This window comes from Vibrio sp. 10N.261.52.C2 (assembly GCF_041471425.1).
GTDB classification, from domain to species: Bacteria; Pseudomonadota; Gammaproteobacteria; order Enterobacterales; family Vibrionaceae; genus Vibrio; species Vibrio crassostreae_C.
The window spans coordinates 55,505-78,124 of sequence record NZ_JBFROH010000013.1; the positions used below are offsets into that span (position 1 = coordinate 55,505).

A 22,620-nucleotide genomic window follows, 5' to 3' on the forward strand; every position below is an offset into this window, starting at 1 on the left:
CTTATAGGCATGTTTCTTGCTCCGTTTTATATAAAATTGCGCGTTATGCCCACCAAAGGCATGAAAAGCATCCGACTTTCTTTTTGTTGCCTGATTCATGGCAGCAAAGCTAGTAGATAGAGCTTGTATATATGAATGTTAGTCTTTCCTCAAATTCAGCGACCAACAAAATGTCATCGTTGTTGGACACCGGTTCTGCCTCTTCCAAGGTAGAAGAAACCGGCGACTCTAAAGGTTTCTTTGAGTCCTTCAAAGAAGCGCTCGGCTTTGAAGAAAGTGACAGTAAAGTCGCAGCAAAAGACACAGAAAGCACTGCGAAACCTGATACTAAACAGACATCTACCGAAGGTGAAGCGTCAGCCGAAGCGAACAAAGGTGATTCCGCTGAATCAAAGGCTACTGACGAAGTGAGCGAAGCGCAAAGCAAGCAAGCAGCTTCAGAAGTAGAAGGCGAGAAAGCTGCTGATAAAACATCAGCAGAGGCTGCGTCTGGATCTGAGGCTCAGCTCAAAGCCAATTCGGGCACTGATAGCACTGTCGCTGATAAGACTGTTGCAGATAAGGCAGATGGTAAAGATGCGCAGGATACGACTAACGAGTCTAAAGAACATATTGCTCAATCCCAAACTCAGGGTCCATCAGCGGTAGATGGTGCTACGCAGGCATCGCAAGCCAATGCAGCGATGAGCGAAGGCAATAAATTGCTTGGTCAATTGGATGAGGCAAACAAAACCCTAAATCAAGCGCCAAACGGCAAAGGCTTGCCTCAGCAAGGTCAGGTAGAACAAGCCCAAGGTAATATCACCGGTGCTTCTGTTGCAGGAGTTTCCGTTACGGATAAGGCGACACAACAAGCTAAGGCTGCAAATCAGGAGAAGAGCCTTGAAGTCGATTCTGAAATCGCTGTACTTACCGGAGGTAAGGGTGTTTCTCAGCTAACTGATACTGAAATTCGACAGTTGATGGATAAAGGCGTCACTCCAGAACAAATTGAAGCCAGTATGAGCCGAGAGCTGAGCCAAAAGAATGCAGCTAGTGCGGTTGCTGCCGAGCAGAGCCAAGCATTGTCAGCCGTGGATATTGAACTGGCAAAGCAAGTAGATGCCCATACCAAAGCGCTAAACCAATTGAATGGACAAATCGAATCAGAGCAGTCTGTTGTCGATAGCTTGCTTGATAAGCAACAAAGTGGCGCTAAGTTGACGGTTGATGAGCAAGCCGCTTTGGCTAAAGCGACCTCTAACCTAGACTTGTTGAATCAACAGCTCGCTAACGTTCAACAACAAGTAACAGCTTTGCTAAGTCAAGCTCCGGCTGCGAACAGTGCGTCTGGTGAACCCACTGCTATCGATTGGGATAATACGGATTCAAGCGAAACTAAAGCCTTAGCTGCGGCAGCATCAACAGCAGCTGTAGCGACGGCTACACAACAAGTGTCAGCGCAGGCCGCTTCTCAATCAGCAAACAATGCTCTTACGGACAAGGCGGCAATGCTGCACGCCAATAATGCACATGCAGCCCAACAGGCCGCAGCTCAGCAAGCTAATGTGGCTTCACCTCAGCAGCAAGCAACGTTGGATCCAGCTTTAACCGCGCAAGGAATGGCGATGAATGCAACGCCAGCTGCCACAAAAGCAGGCTCGACTGATACGCTTCTTAAAGCGGGCGCCGGTGCAGCAGCACTGTCTGGTTTGGGTAAAGCGGGTGCTAAAGAAGATTCTAAAGATTCGACCTTTGCTCAGCAGATCGCTTCTGCGGCTGGTGCACAAGGTACGGCAACGGTGGGTTCAGCACCTACGCGAGCTGAAATTCAAGCTGCTCAACAAGCGCCCTTACAGCTCACCAAAGAGCTAGCCAATGAGCAAGTGGCTGAAAAAGTACAAATGATGATGTCTAAGAACCTTAAGAACTTGGACATTCGTCTCGACCCACCAGAATTGGGCCAAATGAAAATCCGCATGACCATGAATAATGACGTGGCAAACGTGCACTTTACGGTGAGTAATCAGCAAGCGAGAGATGTGATTGAACAAACCTTACCTCGCTTGAGAGAGATGCTTGCTCAGCAAGGTCTGCAGCTTGCCGATTCGTCTGTTCAACAACAGAACTCCGGTCAGGGACAAGATAGATACAACAATGGTGAGCAACAATCCGGCGCTAACCGCACAAATGATACGCAAGGTGATGAAAACCTTGATAGTGACAGCAATCTTGAATTGAATGTCGCATCAAAGCGTGATGGAATTAGTTATTATGCCTAATATCAGGCTAAGAACGCTTGGTTAATAGAAAAAACCAGTTAATAAAAAGAACCATCAGTTAATCGCAAGAACAGGAAGTTAGAGTAAGATATGGCCGAAGAACAAGATGCACCTAAAGGGAAGAGCAAGCTCCTTATAATTATTATTGCCGTAGTTGTGTTACTGCTTGGTATAGGTGGTGCGCTGTACTTTTTCTTAGGTTCTGACGATAGCGCCTCTGAATCTCAGTCTCAGCCAGCAACGGCTGTGGTCGCTGCAGAGCCGGTTATGTATGTTAATATTCCTCAGCCCTTCTTGTTTAATGTGACAGGTGACAAAAAAGATCGCCTAGTTCAGATAAAAGCACAGCTCATGGTACGTGGCAGTAAGAATGAAGACCTGGCTCGTTACCACTCTCCACTTGTAGAAAGTACGCTACTGGCCACGTTCGCTTCGGCAACGGTTGATCAATTGCGCTCACCAACAGGCCGCGTGGAACTGCGTAATAAGGCAACAGAAGATATTAAAGCAAGCCTGGCTCAAGCTGTTGGCCAGCCTGTGATTGAAAAAGTGTTATTCACTGACTTCGTAATTCAATAGGTAATTTGTGACCGATTTATTAAGCCAAGACGAAATTGATGCGCTGTTACATGGCGTTGATGATGTTGAAGAAGTTGAAGATGTCTTAGAAACCGAAAATGACAATGCGGTCAATTTCGACTTCTCATCTCAAGATCGAATCGTCCGTGGTCGAATGCCGACCCTTGAACTTATTAACGAGCGCTTCGCACGTCATATGCGTATCAGCTTGTTTAATATGTTACGTAAAACGGCTGAAGTGTCGATCAACGGCGTACAGATGATGAAGTTTGGTGAGTACCAAAACACATTGTATGTACCCACCAGTTTAAACATGGTTCGTTTCCGTCCATTGAAAGGTACGGCACTCATCACCATGGAAGCTCGTCTGGTTTTCATTCTCGTAGAGAACTTTTTTGGCGGTGATGGTCGTTTCCACGCCAAGATTGAAGGTCGTGAATTCACGCCTACTGAAAGACGAATCATTCAGTTACTGCTGAAAATTGTTTTTGAAGATTACAAAGAAGCTTGGTCGCCAGTGATGGGGGTTGAGTTTGAATACTTGGATTCCGAAGTGAACCCAAGTATGGCGAACATTGTGAGCCCAACCGAAGTGATTGTTGTGAGTTCGTTCCACATTGAAGTGGATGGCGGTGGTGGTGACTTCCACGTTGTCATGCCTTACTCCATGGTTGAGCCGATCCGTGAACTGCTTGATGCGGGTGTTCAATCAGACAAGATGGAAACCGATGTTCGTTGGAGTACCGCACTGCGTGATGAGATCATGGATGTGCCCGTCAATTTCCGCGTGAATTTGCTAGAGCAAGATATTTCCCTTCGTGATCTGATGGAGCTGCGCCCTGGTGATGTTATCCCAATGAACATGCCTGAGCACGCAACCATGTTTGTCGAAGAACTGCCGACTTATCGTGTGAAAATGGGCCGTTCTGGTGAGAAGCTTGCAGTACAGATTTCGGAAAAAATTCAAAGACCACATGTGGTTAAAACTGATCTCGCTTTTCTAGGTAAAGACTTATTGTCTGAGCTCGAAAACAGTGATGATGACGACGAATAGTAAAATAGATAAAAGTATAGGAATTGGTAATGGAACCTAGTGAAGATCAAAAGCTAGCAGACGAATGGGCTGCAGCACTTGGTGAAGATCCTTCAGCGCCGTCAATTGATGTTGATGATGTGCTTGCGGCACCACTTGATGAGCTAACCGATTCATCATCTCCGATTTCTGAAGATGAGCGTCGTAAGCTGGATACCATTATGGATATCCCCGTGACTATTTCGATGGAAGTTGGCCGCTCTCAGATCAGTATCCGTAATTTACTTCAGTTGAACCAAGGTTCGGTTGTTGAGCTAGATCGAATCGCTGGTGAGTCACTAGACGTGATGGTCAACGGAACTCTGATTGCTCACGGTGAAGTGGTTGTAGTAAACGACAAGTTTGGTATTCGTTTGACTGACGTTATTAGCCAGACAGAACGAATTAAGAAGCTGCGTTAATGAGCTTTTTGTCTCAAAGACTTGCGGGCTCTTTTCTCGGAATGACAGGTTTGTTACGAGGAATCTTGGGAGTAGGGCTATTAACGGCTCCTTCCATTGCCTTTGCAGCAACACCGCCTTCTCTCGATTTAGCGACCACCTTTGGGTCGCTAATTTTCGTTATAGCCTTCATTTTATTTATTGCTTGGCTACTCAAGCGAATGCAAGTACCTGCGATGTCGAATCAACAAGGTTTGGCGATTGTTAGGCAAATCCCTGTTGGTACTAAAGAGCGTATCGCTATTGTGCAAGCGGGTGATGAACAGTTCTTGGTAGGGATTACCACACAATCGATTCAGCTGATCTCTAAGCTCGATAAACCTCTTACTCAGGAGATGCTGGAAAAAAGTACATTTTCAAGTCAGCTTTCCCAGCTAATAAAAAAAGATGCAAACAAGTAACGGACTTTTGAACTCCTCTTACTTTCACCAAGCCGGAGCTTTCCGAGCGGTGAAAGTGTGGTTGGTTCAGCTTATTCTCCTATGCTCAATCGTATTCAGTGTGTCGGTATTTGCACAAGCTGAAGACGGCACCGTCATTCCTGCGAATACCGCTGGCTCGGAATCGGTCACTATCAGCACGATGGAACAAGACCAAGCCAAATCGACAACCATGACCACGGGCAGCTTGACTGGCAATGGTGGCGGCATACCTGCCTTTACCATGACAACCAATGCCAATGGCGGTGAAGACTACTCGATTAACCTGCAAATTCTCGCGTTAATGACCATGCTTGGCTTCTTGCCGGCGATGGTGATTTTGATGACATCGTTCACTCGTATTGTGGTTGTGATGTCTATCTTGCGTCAGGCGATGGGTCTACAACAAACACCGTCTAACCAAGTCATTATTGGTATCGCGATATTCTTGACCTTCTTCATCATGTCGCCAGTGATCAATCAAGTTAACGAACAAGCAGTTCAGCCTTATCTTAATGAACAGATATCGGCACGACAGGCATTTGATGTTGCCCAAAAACCGATTAAATCCTTCATGCTCAAGCAGACTCGAATCAAAGATCTTGAAACCTTTGTTGAGATTTCTGGCGCGGAAGTGACTAACCCTGAAGATGTTTCGATGGCGGTTCTGATTCCAGCATTTATCACATCGGAATTAAAAACGGCTTTCCAAATCGGATTTATGCTGTTCTTGCCTTTCCTAATCATCGACTTGGTGGTGGCATCGGTATTGATGGCTATGGGTATGATGATGTTGTCACCGATGATTGTATCGCTGCCGTTTAAGTTGATGCTGTTTGTTCTTGTTGATGGCTGGAACTTGATACTCTCCACACTCGCCGGCAGTTTTGCCTTGTAGCTGGGGGAATAATGAATCCTGAAATATTCGTAGAGTTGTTCCGAGATGCCCTTTGGATGGTATTAATCATGGTTTGCGCCATCATTATTCCTAGCCTGCTGATCGGTTTGGTTGTGGCTGTTTTCCAAGCTGCGACCTCAATCAACGAACAAACCCTGAGTTTCCTGCCGCGTTTGATCGTAACTTTGTTGGCGTTGATGCTATTCGCACACTGGATGACCCAGATGATGATGGAGTTCTTTTTTGAGCTCATCGAACGCTTGCCGCAAGTTCTGTATTAAACCGATATGGAATACCCAACGAGCCTTGTACTAGAGTGGTTAGCCAATTATTTTTGGCCATACACTCGCATCTCAGCGATGCTGATGGTGATGACGGTAACAGGGGCACGCTTCGTGTCGCCGCGTATTCGTCTGTATTTAGGCTTGGCGATCACTTTTGCGGTGATGCCTGCGATTCCGGCCGTTCCCAAAGAGATTGAACTTCTGTCCTTTCAAGGCTTCCTGACTGTCTTCGAGCAAATTGTGATTGGCGCGGCCATGGGTTTTGTTACCCAGTTCATGATTCAAACCTTTGTTATGCTGGGTCAGATCCTCGGTATGCAATCGAGCTTGGGTTTTGCATCAATGGTCGACCCGGCTAACGGGCAAAATACGCCGGTACTTGGTCAGCTGTTCATGCTGCTAGCGACCATGTTTTTTTTGGCGACCGATGGTCACTTGAAAATGCTGCAGCTGGTGGTGTTTAGTTTTAAGACCTTGCCGATTGGCAGTGGCTCTCTAACCTCTGTGGATTTTCGAGAGCTCGCGTTGTGGCTCGGCATCATGTTCAAAACGGCATTAGCGATGTCATTGTCGGGGATTATTGCGCTGCTAACGATTAACCTTTCTTTTGGTGTAATGACGCGTGCGGCACCTCAATTAAACATCTTTTCTTTGGGTTTTGCATTTGCGCTACTCGTGGGTCTGTTACTTTGTTGGTACATCCTTGGCGGCTTATATAGTCACTATGAGCTATTTTGGATGCAGGGCGAACAACAGATATGTCGTCTAATCCGGTTAGATTGCTAGGAGACTGAAATGGCAGAGTCAGACGGTCAAGAACGCACAGAAGACGCCACGCCCAAACGCTTGCAACAGGCCAAAGAGAAAGGGCAGGTTGCAAGGTCAAAAGAGCTAGCGTCAGCGTCGGTACTTATTGTCGGTGCAATTGCATTAATGTGGTTTGGCGAATCGATGGCGAAGGCTTTGTTCGAGGCCATGCAACGTCTGTTCTCTTTGAGTCGCGACGAAATTTTTGACACTAACAAACTCCTAGAAATCGCTGGTGGTGCACTGGTGAACCTGCTGTTCCCGCTGTTTTTGATACTGATAACCTTGTTTGTTGCTGCCGTCATCGGCGCTGCGGGTGTCGGTGGGATTAACTTCTCAATGCAAGCAGCAATGCCTAAGGCGTCTAAGCTCAACCCACTCAGTGGCATCAAGCGTATGTTTGGCCTGCAAAGCTGGGTTGAACTGCTCAAGTCTATTCTTAAAGTAGCGCTCGTATCGGGGATGGCGATTTATCTGATTCAAGCCTCTCAGCATGATTTAATGCAGCTGAGTATGGATGTGTACCCACAGAACATCTTCCATGCCTTGGATATCTTGCTCAATTTCATCCTGTTGATCAGTTGCTCGCTGCTTATTGTGGTGGCGATTGATATCCCGTTCCAGATCTGGCAACACGCCGATCAATTGAAGATGACCAAACAAGAAGTCAAAGACGAATTCAAAGACACTGAAGGTAAGCCGGAAGTGAAAGGCCGAATTCGTATGCTTCAAAGGGAAGCGGCTCAGCGTCGCATGATGGCAGACGTTCCTCAAGCGGATGTGATTGTGACCAACCCGGAACACTTTTCAGTGGCGCTGCGCTATAAGCAGAATCAAGACAAAGCACCAATTGTGGTTGCTAAAGGTGTCGACCACATGGCGATGAAGATCCGAGAGATTGCGCGTGCAAACGACATCTATATAGTTCCAGCGCCGCCATTGGCGAGGGCGCTTTATCACACCACTGAGCTAGAACAACAAATTCCTGACGGTCTGTTTACGGCAGTTGCACAAGTGCTTGCATATGTTTTCCAGCTTAAACAGTACCGAAAACGAGGTGGTGAGCGACCAAAACTGCAAGATTCTAATATGCCGATCCCACCTGATTTACGTCATTAGATCAATTGCTTGAGCTCTGCGTGATGAACCCTGATAATAGCGAGCTAGCTAATCTTCCTTTTATAGAGGTGATGGCGATAATTTGACGTGAGATGTTGGTACAGTGTTTGCTGTAGTAGCCTGAACATTATAAGCCCATAGCAAACAGCCCTGACTAAGACCTAATCCACTTGTTCAGAGAGCTACAACATAGCGAAACTGTCTAGATTTATGAAATTCTCCCTGCCTTTTGCGGACAAGCTACCTAAAATCCCTAACCGTGCCATGCCTGCGATTGGTGCACCTATTATGGTACTTGCAACGCTTGCTATGGTGGTGTTGCCCATTCCAGCTTTCTTGTTGGATATGTTCTTCACCTTCAACATTGCACTGTCTATGGTTGTGCTACTGGTCTCGGTATATACCCGCAGGCCTTTAGACTTCGCTGCATTCCCAACCGTCCTGCTGATTGCGACTCTACTTCGATTGGCCTTGAACGTTGCTTCGACACGTGTGGTATTGCTTCATGGTCATGAAGGTGGCGACGCGGCCGGTAATGTGATTGAAGCCTTCGGTAACGTGGTTATCGGTGGTAACTATGCGGTAGGTCTAGTGGTGTTCTTGATTCTTATGATCATCAACTTCATGGTTGTAACCAAAGGTGCGGGTCGTATCTCGGAAGTAAGCGCGCGTTTCACGTTAGACGCCTTACCGGGTAAACAGATGGCAATCGATGCCGACTTGAACGCAGGTTTGATCGACCAAGACCAGGCGCGTCTGAGACGTTTTGAAGTAACCAAAGAAGCTGACTTCTACGGTTCGATGGACGGTGCTTCTAAGTTTGTTAAAGGCGATGCGATCGCTGGTATCTTAATCTTATTCATCAACATCATTGGTGGCTTGAGCATTGGTATGGCTCAGTTTGATCTTGGTTTTGGTGAAGCAATCGAAATCTACACGCTACTGACTATCGGTGATGGTCTGGTTGCACAAATTCCATCTCTATTACTGTCTATTGCAGCTGCGATGATGGTAACGCGCCAAAATACTGATGAAGATATGGGTGAGCAACTTGTCTTCCAGATGTTCGACAATCCAAAAGCCTTGATGATCACCGCCGCCATCCTTGGCATCATGGGTATTGTTCCGGGTATGCCACATTTCTCGTTCTTGAGCCTTGCCATCGTTGCAGGCGCGGGGGCGTATTACATCGATAAAAAGAACAAGAAGAAGGCGGAAGAGCCTAACCTTCCGGCGACAGTTGAAGCGAATGGAGAAGTAGGCTCTCAGAAGGAGCTCTCTTGGGATGATGTTCAACCTGTCGATATTATTGGTTTAGAAGTGGGTTACCGTTTAATTCCTTTGGTTGATAGAGACCAAGGTGGTGAATTGCTTGAACGCGTTAAAGGTGTGCGTAAAAAGCTGTCTCAAGACTTTGGTTTCTTGATCCCAGCGGTACACATTCGCGATAACCTAGAACTGACACCAAACAGCTACCGTATTACCCTGATGGGTGTTGCTGTGGGTGAAGCTGAGATTAAGCCAGACATGGAGCTCGCGATTAACCCGGGCCAAGTCTATGGCATGATCGATGGCGAGCCGACGATTGACCCTGCCTTTGGCCTTGAAGCGGTTTGGATTCGTGAAGAGCAGCGTGAACACGCACAAGCTCTAGGTTATACCGTTGTAGATTCTTCTACAGTACTGGCGACACACCTTAGCCAGCTGCTAACCAACAACGCATCGCAGCTCATTGGCCACGAAGAAGTTCAGAACTTACTTGAGATGCTCAGCCGCTCAACACCTAAGCTGGTGGAAGGTTTTGTACCGGATCAATTGCAGTTGGGTGTGGTTGTGAAAGTGCTACAGAACCTGCTGAATGAAGCGATTCCAATTCGTGACATTCGAACCATAGTCCAAACTTTGTCGGAGTATTCAGGTAAGAGTCAAGAACCTGACATACTTACTGCAGCGGTTCGCATCTCATTGAAACGATTAATTGTTCAGGAAATCAATGGTATAGAGCCCGAGTTACCAGTGATAACCTTGATTCCTGAGCTGGAACAAATCTTGCATCAAACCATGCAGGCATCCGGCGGAGAATCTGCTGGTATTGAACCTGGTTTAGCCGAACGTTTACAGACCTCTCTCAGCCACGCTACACAAGAGCAAGAGCTGAAAGGTGAGCCCGCGGTACTATTGACCTCTGGCGTGTTGCGTTCGACTCTGGCTAAGTTCGTGAAGAACACGATCCCAAGCTTGCGAGTCTTGTCTTACCAAGAAATACCGGACGAAAAGCAGATACGTATAGTACAAGCTGTTGGTAATTAAGCCGCCTAATTAGAACGGACAATCGAATTGAAAATTAAACGATTTTTTGCAAAAGATATGCGAACGGCTCTGCTCCAAGTTAAAGAAGAACTTGGTTCAGAAGCGGTGATCATGTCTAACAAAAAGGTCGCAGGTGGCGTGGAAATTGTTGCCGCTATTGATGGCGAATCCAGCCCGTCGACAGCGAGCCAGAGATTAAATAAACCTCAGCAGCCTGCACAAAGCCAATATACGCAAATGGCCGCGCCCGCAGCTCCTGCTGGGCGACGTCAACTAGACGATGACAAGGTTAGCCTACAGTCGAATGTTGAAGGTGGACGCTCAATGACTAAGCGCTTTGCGAATATGCTTAAGCAATACAGTCATGGCGCCGATGATGAGCCACAGCATCGTGCAGAAAATGAAGATTCATTGTCAGCATTGCTCAATCGCCAATCAAGCACGGGCCATAAGCCTCATAGTCATCAGACTCAAAGCAATTTGCAGTCTCATGGCCATCAGCAATCTCACGGTAACCAACAGTCTCACGGAAATCTTGATTCTGCATTTGCTCGTGAAACGGGTTTGTCTAAGTTGATTGCTGAAGACCGCAGAGTAGAGCGCCCGACACCTCGCTTGGATCCTACCCGTTATGATCGTGGTCGAGAGAACACTCAGTCCAAAGGTTCTGATACTGAAATGGAAACGATGCGCGAAGAGATGACCTCAATTCGTCGTCTGTTAGAGCATCAAGTTTCTGGGTTGATGTGGCAAGAAGTTGAGCGCCGTGAACCACTGAGAGCCATGCTTATTAAGCGCCTTGAACGTATGGGTGTATCTGCAGAGCTTGCCGATCAAATGGCTTGCTACATTCCTGAAGATACTAAACCTGCACGTGCATGGAAGGCTCTGTTAGCTCTGGTTGCTGACCAAATCTCCGTTACACAAAAAGATATTTTAAAACGCGGGGGTATTGTGGCTCTACTTGGCCCAACCGGCGTGGGTAAAACAACGACGGTTGCAAAGCTAGCTGCACGTGCTGCCATGGAATATGGCGCTGATAACGTCGCACTAGTGACAACTGACACATATCGTATAGGTGCACATGAGCAGTTATCGATCTACGGCCGAATTATGGGTTGTCCTGTAAGAGTTGCTAAAGATTCTAGCGAACTGGCCGATGTAATATATCAGTTACGTAATCGTCGCCTGATTCTGGTCGATACTGCAGGCATGGGACAACGAGATGTTCGCCTATCTGAGCAGTTAGACACATTGATGCAAGAGAGTGGTTCCGTTATCAATAGCTACCTTGTGTTGCCTGCAACCGCGCAACGCAAAGTGCTGCAAGAAACAATTGAACACTTTAGAAGAATCCCGTTGTCGGGATGCATCATGACTAAGCTGGATGAATCCCTAAGTCTAGGTGAATTCATCAGTGTCGTAATACAAAATGCATTACCAGTTGCTTACATAGCAAATGGTCAACGAGTTCCTGAAGATATCGTTATAGCTCAGCCAAAGTACATGATTGCTAAGGCTAATGAGCTATTAGAAAAATCTACAGAGAATGAACCTCATTACTGGAATAGCGATTCTGAAGGGCTCTAGGCGGCGGATAAATATGAATGAAAATATGATACATGACCAAGCTAGCGGCCTCCGTCGCTTAACCAAGCCTTCACTCACAAAAGTTATCGCTGTAACCGGTGGTAAGGGAGGCGTTGGTAAATCTAATGTGACGTTAGGTATGGCTATTTGCATGGCGCGCCAAGGCAAAAAAGTCATGGTGCTAGATGCCGATTTAGGACTAGCGAACGTCGATATCATGCTAGGTATTCGTTCTAAACGAAACCTTGGGCATGTGTTGGCTGGCGAATGTGAACTTAAGGATGCGATTGTCGAAGGGCCGCACGGAATTAAAATTATTCCAGCGACATCGGGCACTCAAAGCATGACTGAACTTTCACACGCACAGCATGCTGGTTTGATTCGCGCATTCGGTTCGCTTGAAGACGAGATGGATATCTTGTTGGTTGATACCGCAGCCGGTATTTCGGACATGGTGATCAGCTTCTCAAGAGCGGCGCAAGACGTGGTTGTCGTGGTATGTGATGAACCTACCTCGATCACGGATGCATATGCTTTGATTAAGCTTTTAAGCAGAGAACACCAAGTTCAGCGATTCAAAGTTGTTGCAAATATGGTCAGAAGCTACCGCGAAGGCCGAGAATTATTTGCAAAGTTGACTTTGGTCACAGAGCGCTTCTTGAATGTGAGCCTCGAACTCGTAGCATGTATTCCTTTAGATGATAAAGTACGTCAATCAGTCAAGAGACAGAAAATCGTAGTCGATGCGTTTCCTCGCTCTCCAGCTGCATTGGCAATCAGCTCTTTGGCTAACAAAGCCTTGACCTGGCCAATACCAAAAACACCGAGCGGACACTTGGAGTTCTTTGTTGAAAGGCTGCTGAATCGTACTGAATTTATAGAGGAACCATTTGGTGAATAAAGCGCTTACTTACGACCAACACGCTAATCACAATAGCCAACAGGCTTTTTTTGAGAAGTACTCTGTGTTGGTTAAACGTATCGCTCATCACTTGTTGGGGCGATTACCGCCTAATGTATTGGTTGATGACTTAATTCAAGCTGGCATGATCGGCTTGATTGAAGCGCAACAAAACTATGATGGTACCAAAGGCGCAAGCTTTGAGACGTATGCTGGTATTCGGATTCGCGGGGCAATGTTGGATGACATTCGCCGTGGGGACTGGGTGCCGAGATCGGTTCATAAGAACAATCGAGAAATCAGCAGTGCAATTGCGGAATTAGAGGGTATCCTCAACCGCGACCCGAGTGATGCCGAAGTGGCAAAACACATGGGGCTCAGTTTAGAGCAGTATCACAGTGCTTTAACTGACATTAATTGCTCAAGACTGGTTGGAATTGAAGATTTAGGCGTCTCAGATGATGTAATATCTCCGAATGAAGACTCTCAAGATAATACGCCTTTTCAAGGGGTTGCTGATGAGTCATTCCGCCAAGCTTTGATCGATTCGATAAAACAACTTCCGGAAAGGGAAGGCCTTGTGCTTTCGCTTTATTACGACGAAGAACTCAATTTAAAAGAGATTGGGGAAGTGTTAGGTGTCAGCGAATCTCGTGTCAGCCAAATACTGAGCCAATCTATGCAGCGTTTACGCACTAAGTTAAGTGCTTGGACACAGAACGACTAACAACACTGATCCTATTCAGTGGAGGCTAATTTGAACAAAAACATGAAAATTCTCATTGTTGATGATTTTTCAACGATGCGCCGAATTGTTAAAAACCTACTTCGCGATTTAGGTTTCAACAACACTCAAGAAGCAGATGATGGCTTGACCGCGTTACCTATGCTGAAAAAAGGCGAATTTGATTTCGTGGTAACTGACTGGAACATGCCAGGCATGCAAGGGATTGACCTGCTTAAACACATTCGCGCAGACGCAGAACTTAAGCACCTTCCAGTGCTTATGATAACAGCTGAAGCGAAGCGTGAGCAGATCATCGAAGCTGCGCAAGCGGGTGTTAATGGTTACATTGTGAAGCCTTTCACTGCTGCAACGCTGAAAGAGAAACTTGATAAGATTTTTGATCGCTTATAAGCATCAATAAATTTAGGCACTTCTAGGTAAACACTGACTGATAAGTTATCTGTTTATCTCGATAGCCTAAGCGCACAAAGTATGCGGAGTAAGGCCGAATTCAGGATGATTTCATTAGAACAAGCAAAAAAATTAGTAGAGCTGCTTGAGAACGATGAGCAGCAAAATGCTGATTCTCTTGTGAGAAGCATTTATGAAGATAACTTTAGTCTTCAAGACAATCCAATGCTTCAAGAAATAGGAAGTCTGACACGCGACCTCCACGACTCTTTGACTCAATTCAATTTCGATGAACGCATCAGCGTTATCGCAAATGACGAAATCCCTGATGCAAGGGATCGCCTTCAGTATGTCATTGATAAAACGGAAGTTGCGGCAAATAAGACGATGGACGCTGTCGATCGCTGTATGCCAATCGCAGACAACCTACACGAGTGTTTACTTCAAGTAAGGCCTCAATGGAATGAACTGATGCATGGCCGCATTGAGCTGGCACAATTTAAAGCTTTATGTCACCGCATTGATGGATTGCTTGTCCAAGTAGAAGGCGACAGTACTGAACTACGCGGACAATTGACTGAAATCTTGATGGCTCAGGATTTCCAAGATTTAACTGGGCAGATAATCAGCAAAGTTATTACCTTGGTGAATGAGGTGGAAGGACGTTTGGTCGAGATTCTCACGGTATTCGGTGCGAATCAAAAAGAGCCAACTCCAGAGTCAGAGAAGAAAGCATCGATTGCGCCTGAAGGTCCAATTATGAACCCAGAAGAGCGCGAAGACGCTGTCGCATCTCAAGATGAAGTCGACGATTTGTTATCCAGTCTTGGATTTTAAAGGTAACGTATGAGCTACGATTTAGACGAAGATATTCTTCAGGACTTTTTAGTCGAAGCAGGAGAGATCCTTGAACTCCTATCAGAACAACTGGTAGAGCTTGAGAATAACCCTGACGACAAAGACCTATTAAATGCTATTTTCCGTGGTTTCCATACAGTAAAAGGTGGTGCTGGTTTCCTAGCATTAACTGAGCTGGTGGATACTTGTCATGGTGCTGAGAATGTGTTCGACATTCTGCGAAACGGCCAACGCAGCGTAACATCAGGTTTGATGGATACCATGCTGCAGGCGCTAGATACAGTCAATGTACAGTTTCGCGCCGTGCAAGATCAGGAACCTTTAGTGCCAGCCGACCAATCTTTATTGGATGAACTTCACCGTCTCTGTAAACCAGAGTCTGCGGATGAAGTGGCACCAGTAGAAGCGCCGGCACCTATTATCCCTGAACCTGTTGTTGCAGCGCCTGAGCCTGTTATTGCTCCGGAACCTACTGCTGAAAGCTCAAACATCAATGCATCTTCAGTCGATGATATCTCTGAAGATGAGTTTGAACGCTTGCTTGATGAGCTTCACGGTAAAGGTGGTTCACCAACAGCGCCTTCTGCACCAACACCGCCGCCAGCACCCGCTGCACCTCAGTCTGTTGCTGACAGTGGTGATATTACTGATGACGAATTTGAAAAGTTATTAGATGAATTGCACGGTGCGGGTAAGAGCCCGACAGCGGCAAGTTCAACGCCTCCTCCACCGCCAACGCCGCCAGCAGCACCTGTTTCGGCGATGTCTGAAGGCGATGATCTGATGACTGACGAAGAGTTCGAGAAGTTACTTGACCAACTACATGGCTCAGGTAATGGACCTTCGATTGAAGAATTGGATGCCGCAACTAAGCCAGCAGAAGTTAAGGCAGTAGCACCTCAAGCTGCGCCTAAACCTGCTGCGCCAGTTGCCGTTAAAGCTGAGCCAAAACCGAGCGCTCCAGCAAAAGCTGAAGTTAAAGTGCCGGCTAAGAAGCAACAAGCTGAAGCGACAGTTCGTGTTGATACATCAACACTGGACACCATCATGAACATGGTGGGTGAACTGGTATTGGTGCGTAACCGACTAGTCAGCCTAGGCCTCAACAGCAACGACGAAGAAATGTCGAAAGCTGTCTCTAACTTAGATGTTGTTACTGCAGACCTTCAAGGTGCGGTAATGAAGACTCGTATGCAGCCGATCAAAAAAGTATTTGGTCGCTTCCCACGAGTTGTCCGTGACCTTGCTCGTAGCTTGAAGAAAGACATCGTTCTTGAAATGCGTGGCGAAGAAACGGACCTTGATAAAAACTTAGTAGAAGCACTTGCTGATCCCCTGATTCACTTGGTGAGAAACTCTGTCGATCATGGTATTGAAATGCCAAACGACCGTGTTGCTGCGGGTAAATCACAAACGGGTAAAGTGATTCTGTCTGCCTCTCAAGAAGGTGACCATATTGAACTGGCTATCGTTGATGACGGTGGCGGTATGGACCCTGATAAGCTTCGTGCTATCGCGGTTAAACGTGGCCTGATGGATGAAGATGCAGCGTCTCGCTTATCAAATAAAGAGTGTTTCAACCTGATTTTTGCTCCTGGCTTCTCAAGCAAAGAGCAGATCTCGGATATCTCTGGTCGTGGTGTGGGCATGGACGTTGTGAAAACAGCGATCAACACACTGAACGGCTCTATTGATATTGATTCAGAAATGGGACAGGGCACCAAGATCACCATCAAGGTTCCACTAACCCTAGCGATTCTACCAACCTTGATGGTCGGTGTTGCCGGTCATCCATTTGCATTGCCATTGGCTTCTGTAAACGAGATCTTCCACCTAGATTTAAGCCGCACAAACGTGGTTGATGGCCAGCTGACGATTATCGTTCGCGATAAGTCTATTCCGTTGTTCTACTTGCAAAACTGGCTTGCTCCTAAAGCGGGTATTGTTGAGCTGCGTAAAGGGCACGGCCATGTTGTTATCGTACAACTTGGTAGCCAACGTGTTGGTTTTGTTGTCGATACGCTTATCGGTCAAGAAGAAGTCGTGATCAAGCCGCTTGATAAGCTTCTGCAAGGCACGCCAGGAATGGCAGGTGCGACAATTACAAGTGACGGACACATTGCATTGATTCTAGATGTGCCGGACTTGTTGAAGCAGTACGCAGCTGCGTCAAGAATTTAATTTAAGGATAAATATGGCGATTAAAGTATTAGTCGTTGATGATTCGAGTTTCTTTCGTCGTCGCGTTAGCGAGATCATCAACTCAGAGGCTCGCCTAGAAGTCATTGATGTAGCAGTAAACGGTAAAGAAGCCGTTGAAAAAGCGAAACAGCTAAGACCTGACGTAATCACGATGGATATTGAAATGCCTGTCATGGACGGTATCACTGCCGTTCGTGCAATCATGGCCACGTCTCCAACGCCTATTTTGATGTTTTCATCGTTAACGCATGATGGAGCGAGAGCAACGTTAGATGCGTTAGATGCAGGTGCTCTCGACTTCCTTCCTAAGAAGTTTGAAGACATTGCACGTAACCGCGACGATGCAGTTGCATTGCTTCAACAGCGTGTGATTCAGATTGCAGCGAAGCGTGCGTTTATGCGCCGTGCTCCTATTGCGCCGAGAGCGACCACTTCAACACCTACGCCATTGCGCCAGCCGATTTCAACAGCAGCTGCGACTTCGACAGCGAAGCCTGCGGTTGCATCAACGGCGAAATTCAGAGCGTCAGGTAAGAAGTATCAATTAACAGCAATTGGTACGTCGACTGGCGGCCCTGTTGCTCTACAGAAGATTTTAACTCGCATCCCTGCTAACTACCCACACCCAATTGTGTTAGTTCAGCATATGCCAGCAACTTTCACTGCTGCTTTTGCTAGTCGATTGAACACCTTGTGCAAGATTGAAGTTCGTGAAGCGCAAGACGGTGATGTGTTAAAACCTGGAGTGGCGTATCTTGCTCCAGGTGGTAAACAGATGATGGTTGATGGCCGAGCAGGGTCTGCACGTCTAAGAATTATCGATGGCGGCGACCGCATGAACTACAAGCCTTGTGTGGATGTCACATTCGGCTCTGCTGCAAAGATCTACGGCGACAAAGTCTTGTCTATGATACTGACCGGTATGGGCGCAGATGGTCGAGAAGGTTCGCGTATGTTGAAAACTGCGGGCTCGACGATTTGGGCACAAGACGAAGATAGTTGTGTTGTATATGGTATGCCTCAAGCTGTAGCAAAAGCTGGCATTTCTACTGAAGACCTCCCTCTAGACCGCATAGCGGAAAGGATCTTGGTTGAAGTTGGGTTAGCTTAGGTAAATCGAAATGATTGTTTGGAGTGTTGCAAACCAAAAAGGTGGTGTTGGTAAAACGACCACGACCGTGACTCTAGCAGGTTTACTTGCGTTGAAGGGGCACCGTGTTCTATTGGTTGATACTGACCCACATGCATCACTGACCACCTATCTGGGGTACGACTCAGATACGGTGGAATCGAGCCTGTTTGATCTGTTCCAGTTGCGTGAGTTTAACGCGCAGACGGTAAGACCTTTGCTTTTACAGACGGAAGTCGAAGGTATCGATATTATTCCTGCCCACATGTCTTTGGCGACATTAGACCGTGTAATGGGAAATCGAAGCGGCATGGGGTTGATCTTGAAACGCGCTTTGGCCGCTTTGAAAGACGACTATGACTATGTGTTGATCGATTGCCCGCCAATTCTGGGTGTGATGATGGTCAATGCATTGGCTGCAAGCGATCGTATATTGATTCCGGTACAAACTGAGTTTTTGGCGATGAAGGGCTTAGAGCGCATGATTCGCACTTTGACCATCATGCAGAAGTCTCGCAAAACACCGTTTAAGGTGACGATTGTCCCGACGATGTACGACAAGCGAACCAAAGCCTCACTGCAAACATTAACGCAGCTCAAAGATGATTATCCAAATCAAGTTTGGACATCTGCTGTGCCGATAGATACTAAGTTTCGAGATGCGAGCCTAAAACGCTTACCAGCATCTCATTTTGCATCGGGTAGCCGTGGTGTATTTGCTTATAAACAGCTGCTTATTTATCTCGAAAGGTTGGCGATAAATGAGCGCGAATAAAGAATCAACATTGGCGCAGCCAAGTCTATCCAGTGAACAAGCACTGGATGACTACTTTACTGCGCTGTTAGGTGATGAAAGCTTTGAATCTGACGATTTTTTTGTTGACGAGTCGAGCGACGAATCACAATCTGAAGAGCCAGAGCCAGAGCCAGAGCCAGAGCCAGAGCCAGAGCCAGAGCCAGAGCCAGAGCGCCAATTTTCGAGTCACCACTCAAGCTACGCAGAAATACGCTCGGCTGAGTTTGAGGTTCCTAACCTTGAAGATGTTCAGAAACTACTGAGTCGTTTAGAGGCGACCAATGTTGTTGATGAACTGAACCTTGATGAGTTGATGGATCAGAACACCCAGAAAATCGCCCAGCAAGCAGACATGCAAATGTTTGATGCCGCGGTTGAGTCTGTTCAAGTGTTCGAAGAGCCAGAGATTCAAGATTGGAATCTTCCAGAACCCGATTTATCAATTGTTGTAGAGCCACCTGTTGAATCGCAGCAAATTGAAGAGTTACAAGCTGAATCGTTGGAGACGGAACAAGTAGAAGTTAAGGCTGTTGAGCCTGAACTTGACGTTCCTGATCCCGAGACAGTTATTGAACCCGAAACTCAAGCAGGAGGTGCTGACCAGTTTACCTCTTGGGAAAGTACGGTTCGCAAAGAAGACTTTCAAGTCTTGTATTTTGATGTAAACGGCGTGACCTTTGCGGTGCCACTTGATGAGCTTGGCGGCATCCATCGCCTTGAAGAGTTAAGTCATATCATTGGTAAGCCAGCTTGGTATTTGGGTTTACAAACCAACCGTGATAGTCAGCTAGATGTGGTCGACACCGCAAAATGGGTGATGTCTGAGAAACTATCAGGTGACGAATACAAAGAAAACTATCAATATATAGTGATGCTTGGAGAGAGCTTGTGGGGCCTGGCGGGCACAGAGCTCAAAGGCACCGAGCTACTTAATACAGACAAAGTACGTTGGCGAGAAATGGCAGGGAAACGCCCATGGCTCGCTGGTATGGTAAAAGAAAAAATGTGTGCTTTGATTCATGTTGAAGCATTAATCGCCATGCTAAACGCAGGGCTAGATGTAAAAGCATTAAGCTAGTAATAAGCATTGGGCTAACAATAAGCATCAAGTTAATAATAGTGGTCGGTAACGACGGCAAGAGGATTATCTATGTCTCATATGAGTGAAGTTGAAGTAAGAAAAGAGCAAACGAATGATGAAGTACTTCAATGGGTGACTTTCCAGCTAGAAGAAGAAACTTACGGCATCAACGTAATGCAAGTACGTGAAGTACTACGTTACAGCGAAATTGCTCCAGTACCGGGTGCTCCAGATTACGTTCTAGGTATTATTAACCTACGTGGTAACGTTGTTACTGTTATCGACACTCGTTCTCGCTTTGGTTTGATGCAAGGTGAAATCACAGACAACACTCGTATCATCGTTATTGAATCTGAGCGTCAAGTAATTGGCATTCTAGTAGATAGCGTTGCTGAAGTGGTTTACCTGCGTTCTTCTGAAATCGACACAACGCCAAGTGTTGGTACTGATGAAAGTGCTAAGTTCATCCAAGGTGTAAGTAACCGAGATGGCAAGCTACTTATCTTAGTAGATCTAAACAAACTACTAAGCGAAGACGAATGGGATGAGATGGCTCACCTGTAATGTTTGAAGCGCTTCCTTTAAGCCCTGTCGCTCTGATATCAGGCGTTGGGGTTTTTACGTTATTTATCCTGATTTTGATTAGCAAAGTAAAACGTGCGATTCAAAAGCAGCTCGATCAGTCACGCCTGCAAGTTCGTAACTTGGACAAAGAGCTTCAAAAATCGAGTAAGCAATTACTTGAGGTTCGCTCTGTTGTGGTTGGCCTTGGCCAGAAAGTGACTGAACAACAAGATCTTATCAAACATTTGAATGAACGTATTGTTGAGCTGGAACATGCGGATACCGATGGACGTTTGTACACACGTGCAACGAAAATGGTTCAGCTTGGCGCTGGGATTAACGAGTTAATTGAAGAATGTGAATTACCCAAAGCAGAAGCTGAGCTGATGATGTCTCTGCAGAACAAGCTTGCTGGTAAAGAGAAAATCCCTTCGTTGAGAAGTAACCCTTCATCGTACGATGATCAACCCGATGCCTCTCGCGATCGCAGAGACCCGCCTCGACGTCGTTAAATTGAGCGCTTAATTCGTATTGAGCAATTGATGTTTATTACGTATTCCTCTTAAAAGAAGCTTCGGCTTCTTTTTTTATGCCTGTCCGATCTATATAGAACGATGTTTATAAGTGCTTGTATCTACGACAATATCTTGTTTGTTGATGAAAATGTGTAAATTGTGATGAGGTGGTAACAGTTTCTTACCGACTTTGTTCTATCGAAAACGCCTAGTCCTGTTTTGTCACCATGTTGGTGTGCTACTATAGCGCTCTCATTACTCGACTAAATTTACCTATGCTAGAAGTCTCAAATTTAACTGCTATTCGTGACGACAGGATTCTGTTTGAATCGTTGTCTTTTCAATTGAAACCAGGTGAGCTGGTTCAAGTTGAAGGTCGTAACGGTACCGGGAAAACGACACTCCTTAGGATTATTACTGGCTTAGGCGATCGCGATGACGGCACTATCTCTTGGGACGGTGAGTCTATTGAATCGAGTCGAGATGTTTATCATCAAAATTTACTTTTTCTTGGTCACCAAACAGGCGTAAAGCGCGAGCTTAGTGCTTATGAGAATCTGAGCTTTTATCAGTCGATTCACAGTGGCGGTACCAGCAAAGAAGAGCTTTACCACGCGCTGGCTCAAGTCGGGCTTGCGGGCAGAGAAGACGTACCAGCGGGGCAACTTTCAGCAGGCCAACAACGCCGAGTTGCGTTGGCTCGCCTTTGGTTGAGCAAGCAAATGTTGTGGATTCTTGATGAGCCGCTGACTGCCATTGATAAGCAGGGCGTGAAAGTTCTCGAATCTCTTTTTTCTCAGCATGCAGACAACGGTGGCATTGTGTTGTTAACCACACACCAAGATATGTTTGCTGATAGCCCGAAACTAAGAAAAATAAAGTTGGGTGAGTAATATGATCTCTTCAATGACCACGATTATCCGACGCGAACTGCTTATCGCGTTTCGACGTCAAGCGGATATCTTTAACCCTTTGTGGTTCTTCATCATTGTTATCACGCTTTTCCCTTTGAGTATTGGCCCAGAGCCAAACCTACTTGCGCGTATTGCTGCGGGTATTGTTTGGGTGGCCGCTTTGCTCTCTGCATTGCTCTCTTTAGAGCGTCTTTTCCGTGATGATTTTCAAGATGGCGCCCTTGAACAGATGATGCTGATGCCAATCCCGTTGCAGTTGGTAGTATTGTCCAAAGTCATAGCACACTGGTTGTTGACCGGGTTACCATTGATTTTAATCAGCCCATTATTGGCTGTTTTGTTGTCTTTAGATTTTGATACATGGCTCTCAGTTGTGTTGACCTTGCTGGTAGGAACACCCGCATTGAGTTTTATTGGTGCGATTGGTGTTGCGTTAACCGTTGGGTTACAGAAGGGCGGAGTCCTGTTAAGCCTGTTAATCTTGCCGCTTTACATCCCCATTTTAATCTTCGCGACGTCAGCAATTGACGCTGCGGCTTTGGGCGTTGCATACAACGGCCAATTGGCGGTGCTTGGGGCAATGTTAATGGGTGCGATGACTATGACGCCTTTTGCGATCAGTGCCGCACTTAGAGTAAGTGTGAACTGATTGGGGTTCCGTTATCGTATAGCCAATGTGAACCAAATGTGTCGATTGGACTCATAGAGTCAATAAAACTGAA

At 46.4% G+C, this 22,620-nt stretch carries 23 protein-coding genes; all 23 read left to right on the forward strand.

Going from position 1 to position 22,620, the window contains the following annotated elements; genetic code table 11:
• Nucleotides 1-131: 131 nt before the first annotated feature.
• The 23 genes from AB4307_RS04860 (at nt 132) to ccmB (ending at nt 22,547) form a co-directional block, all read left to right on the forward strand.
• Nucleotides 132-2,261, forward strand: a complete 2,130-nt coding sequence (locus AB4307_RS04860; RefSeq protein WP_102429083.1) for a flagellar hook-length control protein FliK — start codon at nt 132-134, stop codon at nt 2,259-2,261.
• Between the two features lie 90 nt (nt 2,262-2,351).
• A complete protein-coding gene (gene fliL / locus AB4307_RS04865) occupies nt 2,352-2,840 on the forward strand; it encodes a flagellar basal body-associated protein FliL (RefSeq protein ID WP_017060677.1) in 489 nt (162 codons plus the stop codon).
• A 7-nt stretch (nt 2,841-2,847) separates the two neighbouring features.
• Complete coding sequence (gene fliM / locus AB4307_RS04870; RefSeq protein WP_017060676.1) at nt 2,848-3,894, forward strand: flagellar motor switch protein FliM; 1,047 nt, start codon at nt 2,848-2,850, stop codon at nt 3,892-3,894.
• A 29-nt stretch (nt 3,895-3,923) separates the two neighbouring features.
• Nucleotides 3,924-4,334, forward strand: a complete 411-nt coding sequence (gene fliN / locus AB4307_RS04875; RefSeq protein ID WP_004739851.1) for a flagellar motor switch protein FliN — start codon at nt 3,924-3,926, stop codon at nt 4,332-4,334.
• Nucleotides 4,334-4,774: a flagellar biosynthetic protein FliO gene (gene fliO, locus AB4307_RS04880; RefSeq protein ID WP_017060675.1), complete on the forward strand. Its 441-nt coding sequence runs from the start codon at nt 4,334-4,336 to the stop codon at nt 4,772-4,774. Before fliN ends, fliO begins: the two co-directional genes overlap by 1 nt.
• Entirely contained in the window at nt 4,761-5,690 is a 930-nt protein-coding gene (gene fliP / locus AB4307_RS04885) for a flagellar type III secretion system pore protein FliP (protein ID WP_017064117.1), read from the forward strand. The genes fliO and fliP overlap by 14 nt, the downstream gene beginning before the upstream one ends.
• A gap of 11 nt (nt 5,691-5,701) precedes the next feature.
• Complete coding sequence (gene fliQ / locus AB4307_RS04890; RefSeq protein ID WP_029235191.1) at nt 5,702-5,971, forward strand: flagellar biosynthesis protein FliQ; 270 nt, start codon at nt 5,702-5,704, stop codon at nt 5,969-5,971.
• A gap of 6 nt (nt 5,972-5,977) precedes the next feature.
• The gene (gene fliR / locus AB4307_RS04895) at nt 5,978-6,760 is read left to right on the forward strand and encodes a flagellar biosynthetic protein FliR (protein WP_372131290.1); all 783 of its coding nucleotides are present in this window, start codon (nt 5,978-5,980) and stop codon (nt 6,758-6,760) included.
• 9 nt (nt 6,761-6,769) lie between these two features.
• Complete coding sequence (gene flhB, locus AB4307_RS04900) at nt 6,770-7,900, forward strand: flagellar biosynthesis protein FlhB (RefSeq protein WP_017060671.1); 1,131 nt, start codon at nt 6,770-6,772, stop codon at nt 7,898-7,900.
• A 210-nt stretch (nt 7,901-8,110) separates the two neighbouring features.
• Nucleotides 8,111-10,210 (forward strand): flagellar biosynthesis protein FlhA, encoded by a 2,100-nt coding sequence (gene flhA / locus AB4307_RS04905; RefSeq protein ID WP_136979579.1) that lies wholly within the window; start codon nt 8,111-8,113, stop codon nt 10,208-10,210.
• Between the two features lie 27 nt (nt 10,211-10,237).
• Entirely contained in the window at nt 10,238-11,800 is a 1,563-nt protein-coding gene (gene flhF, locus AB4307_RS04910) for a flagellar biosynthesis GTPase FlhF (RefSeq protein ID WP_029235190.1), read from the forward strand.
• Nucleotides 11,801-11,813: 13 nt separating this feature from the next.
• A complete protein-coding gene (locus tag AB4307_RS04915; RefSeq protein WP_017060668.1) occupies nt 11,814-12,701 on the forward strand; it encodes a MinD/ParA family protein in 888 nt (295 codons plus the stop codon).
• Nucleotides 12,694-13,428, forward strand: a complete 735-nt coding sequence (locus tag AB4307_RS04920; protein ID WP_017060667.1) for an RNA polymerase sigma factor FliA — start codon at nt 12,694-12,696, stop codon at nt 13,426-13,428. The genes AB4307_RS04915 and AB4307_RS04920 overlap by 8 nt, the downstream gene beginning before the upstream one ends.
• A gap of 42 nt (nt 13,429-13,470) precedes the next feature.
• Nucleotides 13,471-13,839: a chemotaxis response regulator CheY gene (gene cheY, locus AB4307_RS04925; RefSeq protein WP_016767062.1), complete on the forward strand. Its 369-nt coding sequence runs from the start codon at nt 13,471-13,473 to the stop codon at nt 13,837-13,839.
• Nucleotides 13,840-13,944: 105 nt separating this feature from the next.
• The gene (locus AB4307_RS04930; protein ID WP_017064113.1) at nt 13,945-14,676 is read left to right on the forward strand and encodes a protein phosphatase CheZ; all 732 of its coding nucleotides are present in this window, start codon (nt 13,945-13,947) and stop codon (nt 14,674-14,676) included.
• Nucleotides 14,677-14,685: 9 nt separating this feature from the next.
• On the forward strand, nt 14,686-16,878 hold the full coding sequence (locus AB4307_RS04935) for a chemotaxis protein CheA (protein ID WP_017064112.1): 2,193 nt from the start codon (nt 14,686-14,688) through the stop codon (nt 16,876-16,878).
• A 13-nt stretch (nt 16,879-16,891) separates the two neighbouring features.
• The gene (gene cheB, locus AB4307_RS04940) at nt 16,892-18,010 is read left to right on the forward strand and encodes a protein-glutamate methylesterase/protein-glutamine glutaminase (RefSeq protein WP_372131292.1); all 1,119 of its coding nucleotides are present in this window, start codon (nt 16,892-16,894) and stop codon (nt 18,008-18,010) included.
• A gap of 10 nt (nt 18,011-18,020) precedes the next feature.
• Nucleotides 18,021-18,803, forward strand: coding sequence for a ParA family protein (locus AB4307_RS04945; protein WP_017064111.1), 783 nt, complete (start codon nt 18,021-18,023; stop codon nt 18,801-18,803).
• Nucleotides 18,790-19,902 carry a chemotaxis protein CheW gene (locus tag AB4307_RS04950; protein WP_372131294.1) on the forward strand — a complete coding sequence of 371 codons (1,113 nt, stop codon included), beginning with the start codon at nt 18,790-18,792 and terminating at the stop codon, nt 19,900-19,902. Before AB4307_RS04945 ends, AB4307_RS04950 begins: the two co-directional genes overlap by 14 nt.
• Nucleotides 19,903-19,974: 72 nt before the next feature.
• On the forward strand, nt 19,975-20,469 hold the full coding sequence (locus AB4307_RS04955; protein ID WP_017064109.1) for a chemotaxis protein CheW: 495 nt from the start codon (nt 19,975-19,977) through the stop codon (nt 20,467-20,469).
• The gene (locus AB4307_RS04960; RefSeq protein ID WP_017066369.1) at nt 20,469-20,981 is read left to right on the forward strand and encodes a DUF2802 domain-containing protein; all 513 of its coding nucleotides are present in this window, start codon (nt 20,469-20,471) and stop codon (nt 20,979-20,981) included. Before AB4307_RS04955 ends, AB4307_RS04960 begins: the two co-directional genes overlap by 1 nt.
• Nucleotides 20,982-21,259: 278 nt before the next feature.
• Nucleotides 21,260-21,877, forward strand: a complete 618-nt coding sequence (gene ccmA / locus AB4307_RS04965) for a cytochrome c biogenesis heme-transporting ATPase CcmA (RefSeq protein WP_017060659.1) — start codon at nt 21,260-21,262, stop codon at nt 21,875-21,877.
• Nucleotide 21,878: 1 nt separating this feature from the next.
• Nucleotides 21,879-22,547: a heme exporter protein CcmB gene (gene ccmB, locus AB4307_RS04970; protein WP_017060658.1), complete on the forward strand. Its 669-nt coding sequence runs from the start codon at nt 21,879-21,881 to the stop codon at nt 22,545-22,547.
• The last annotated feature ends 73 nt before the right edge of the window (nt 22,548-22,620 follow it).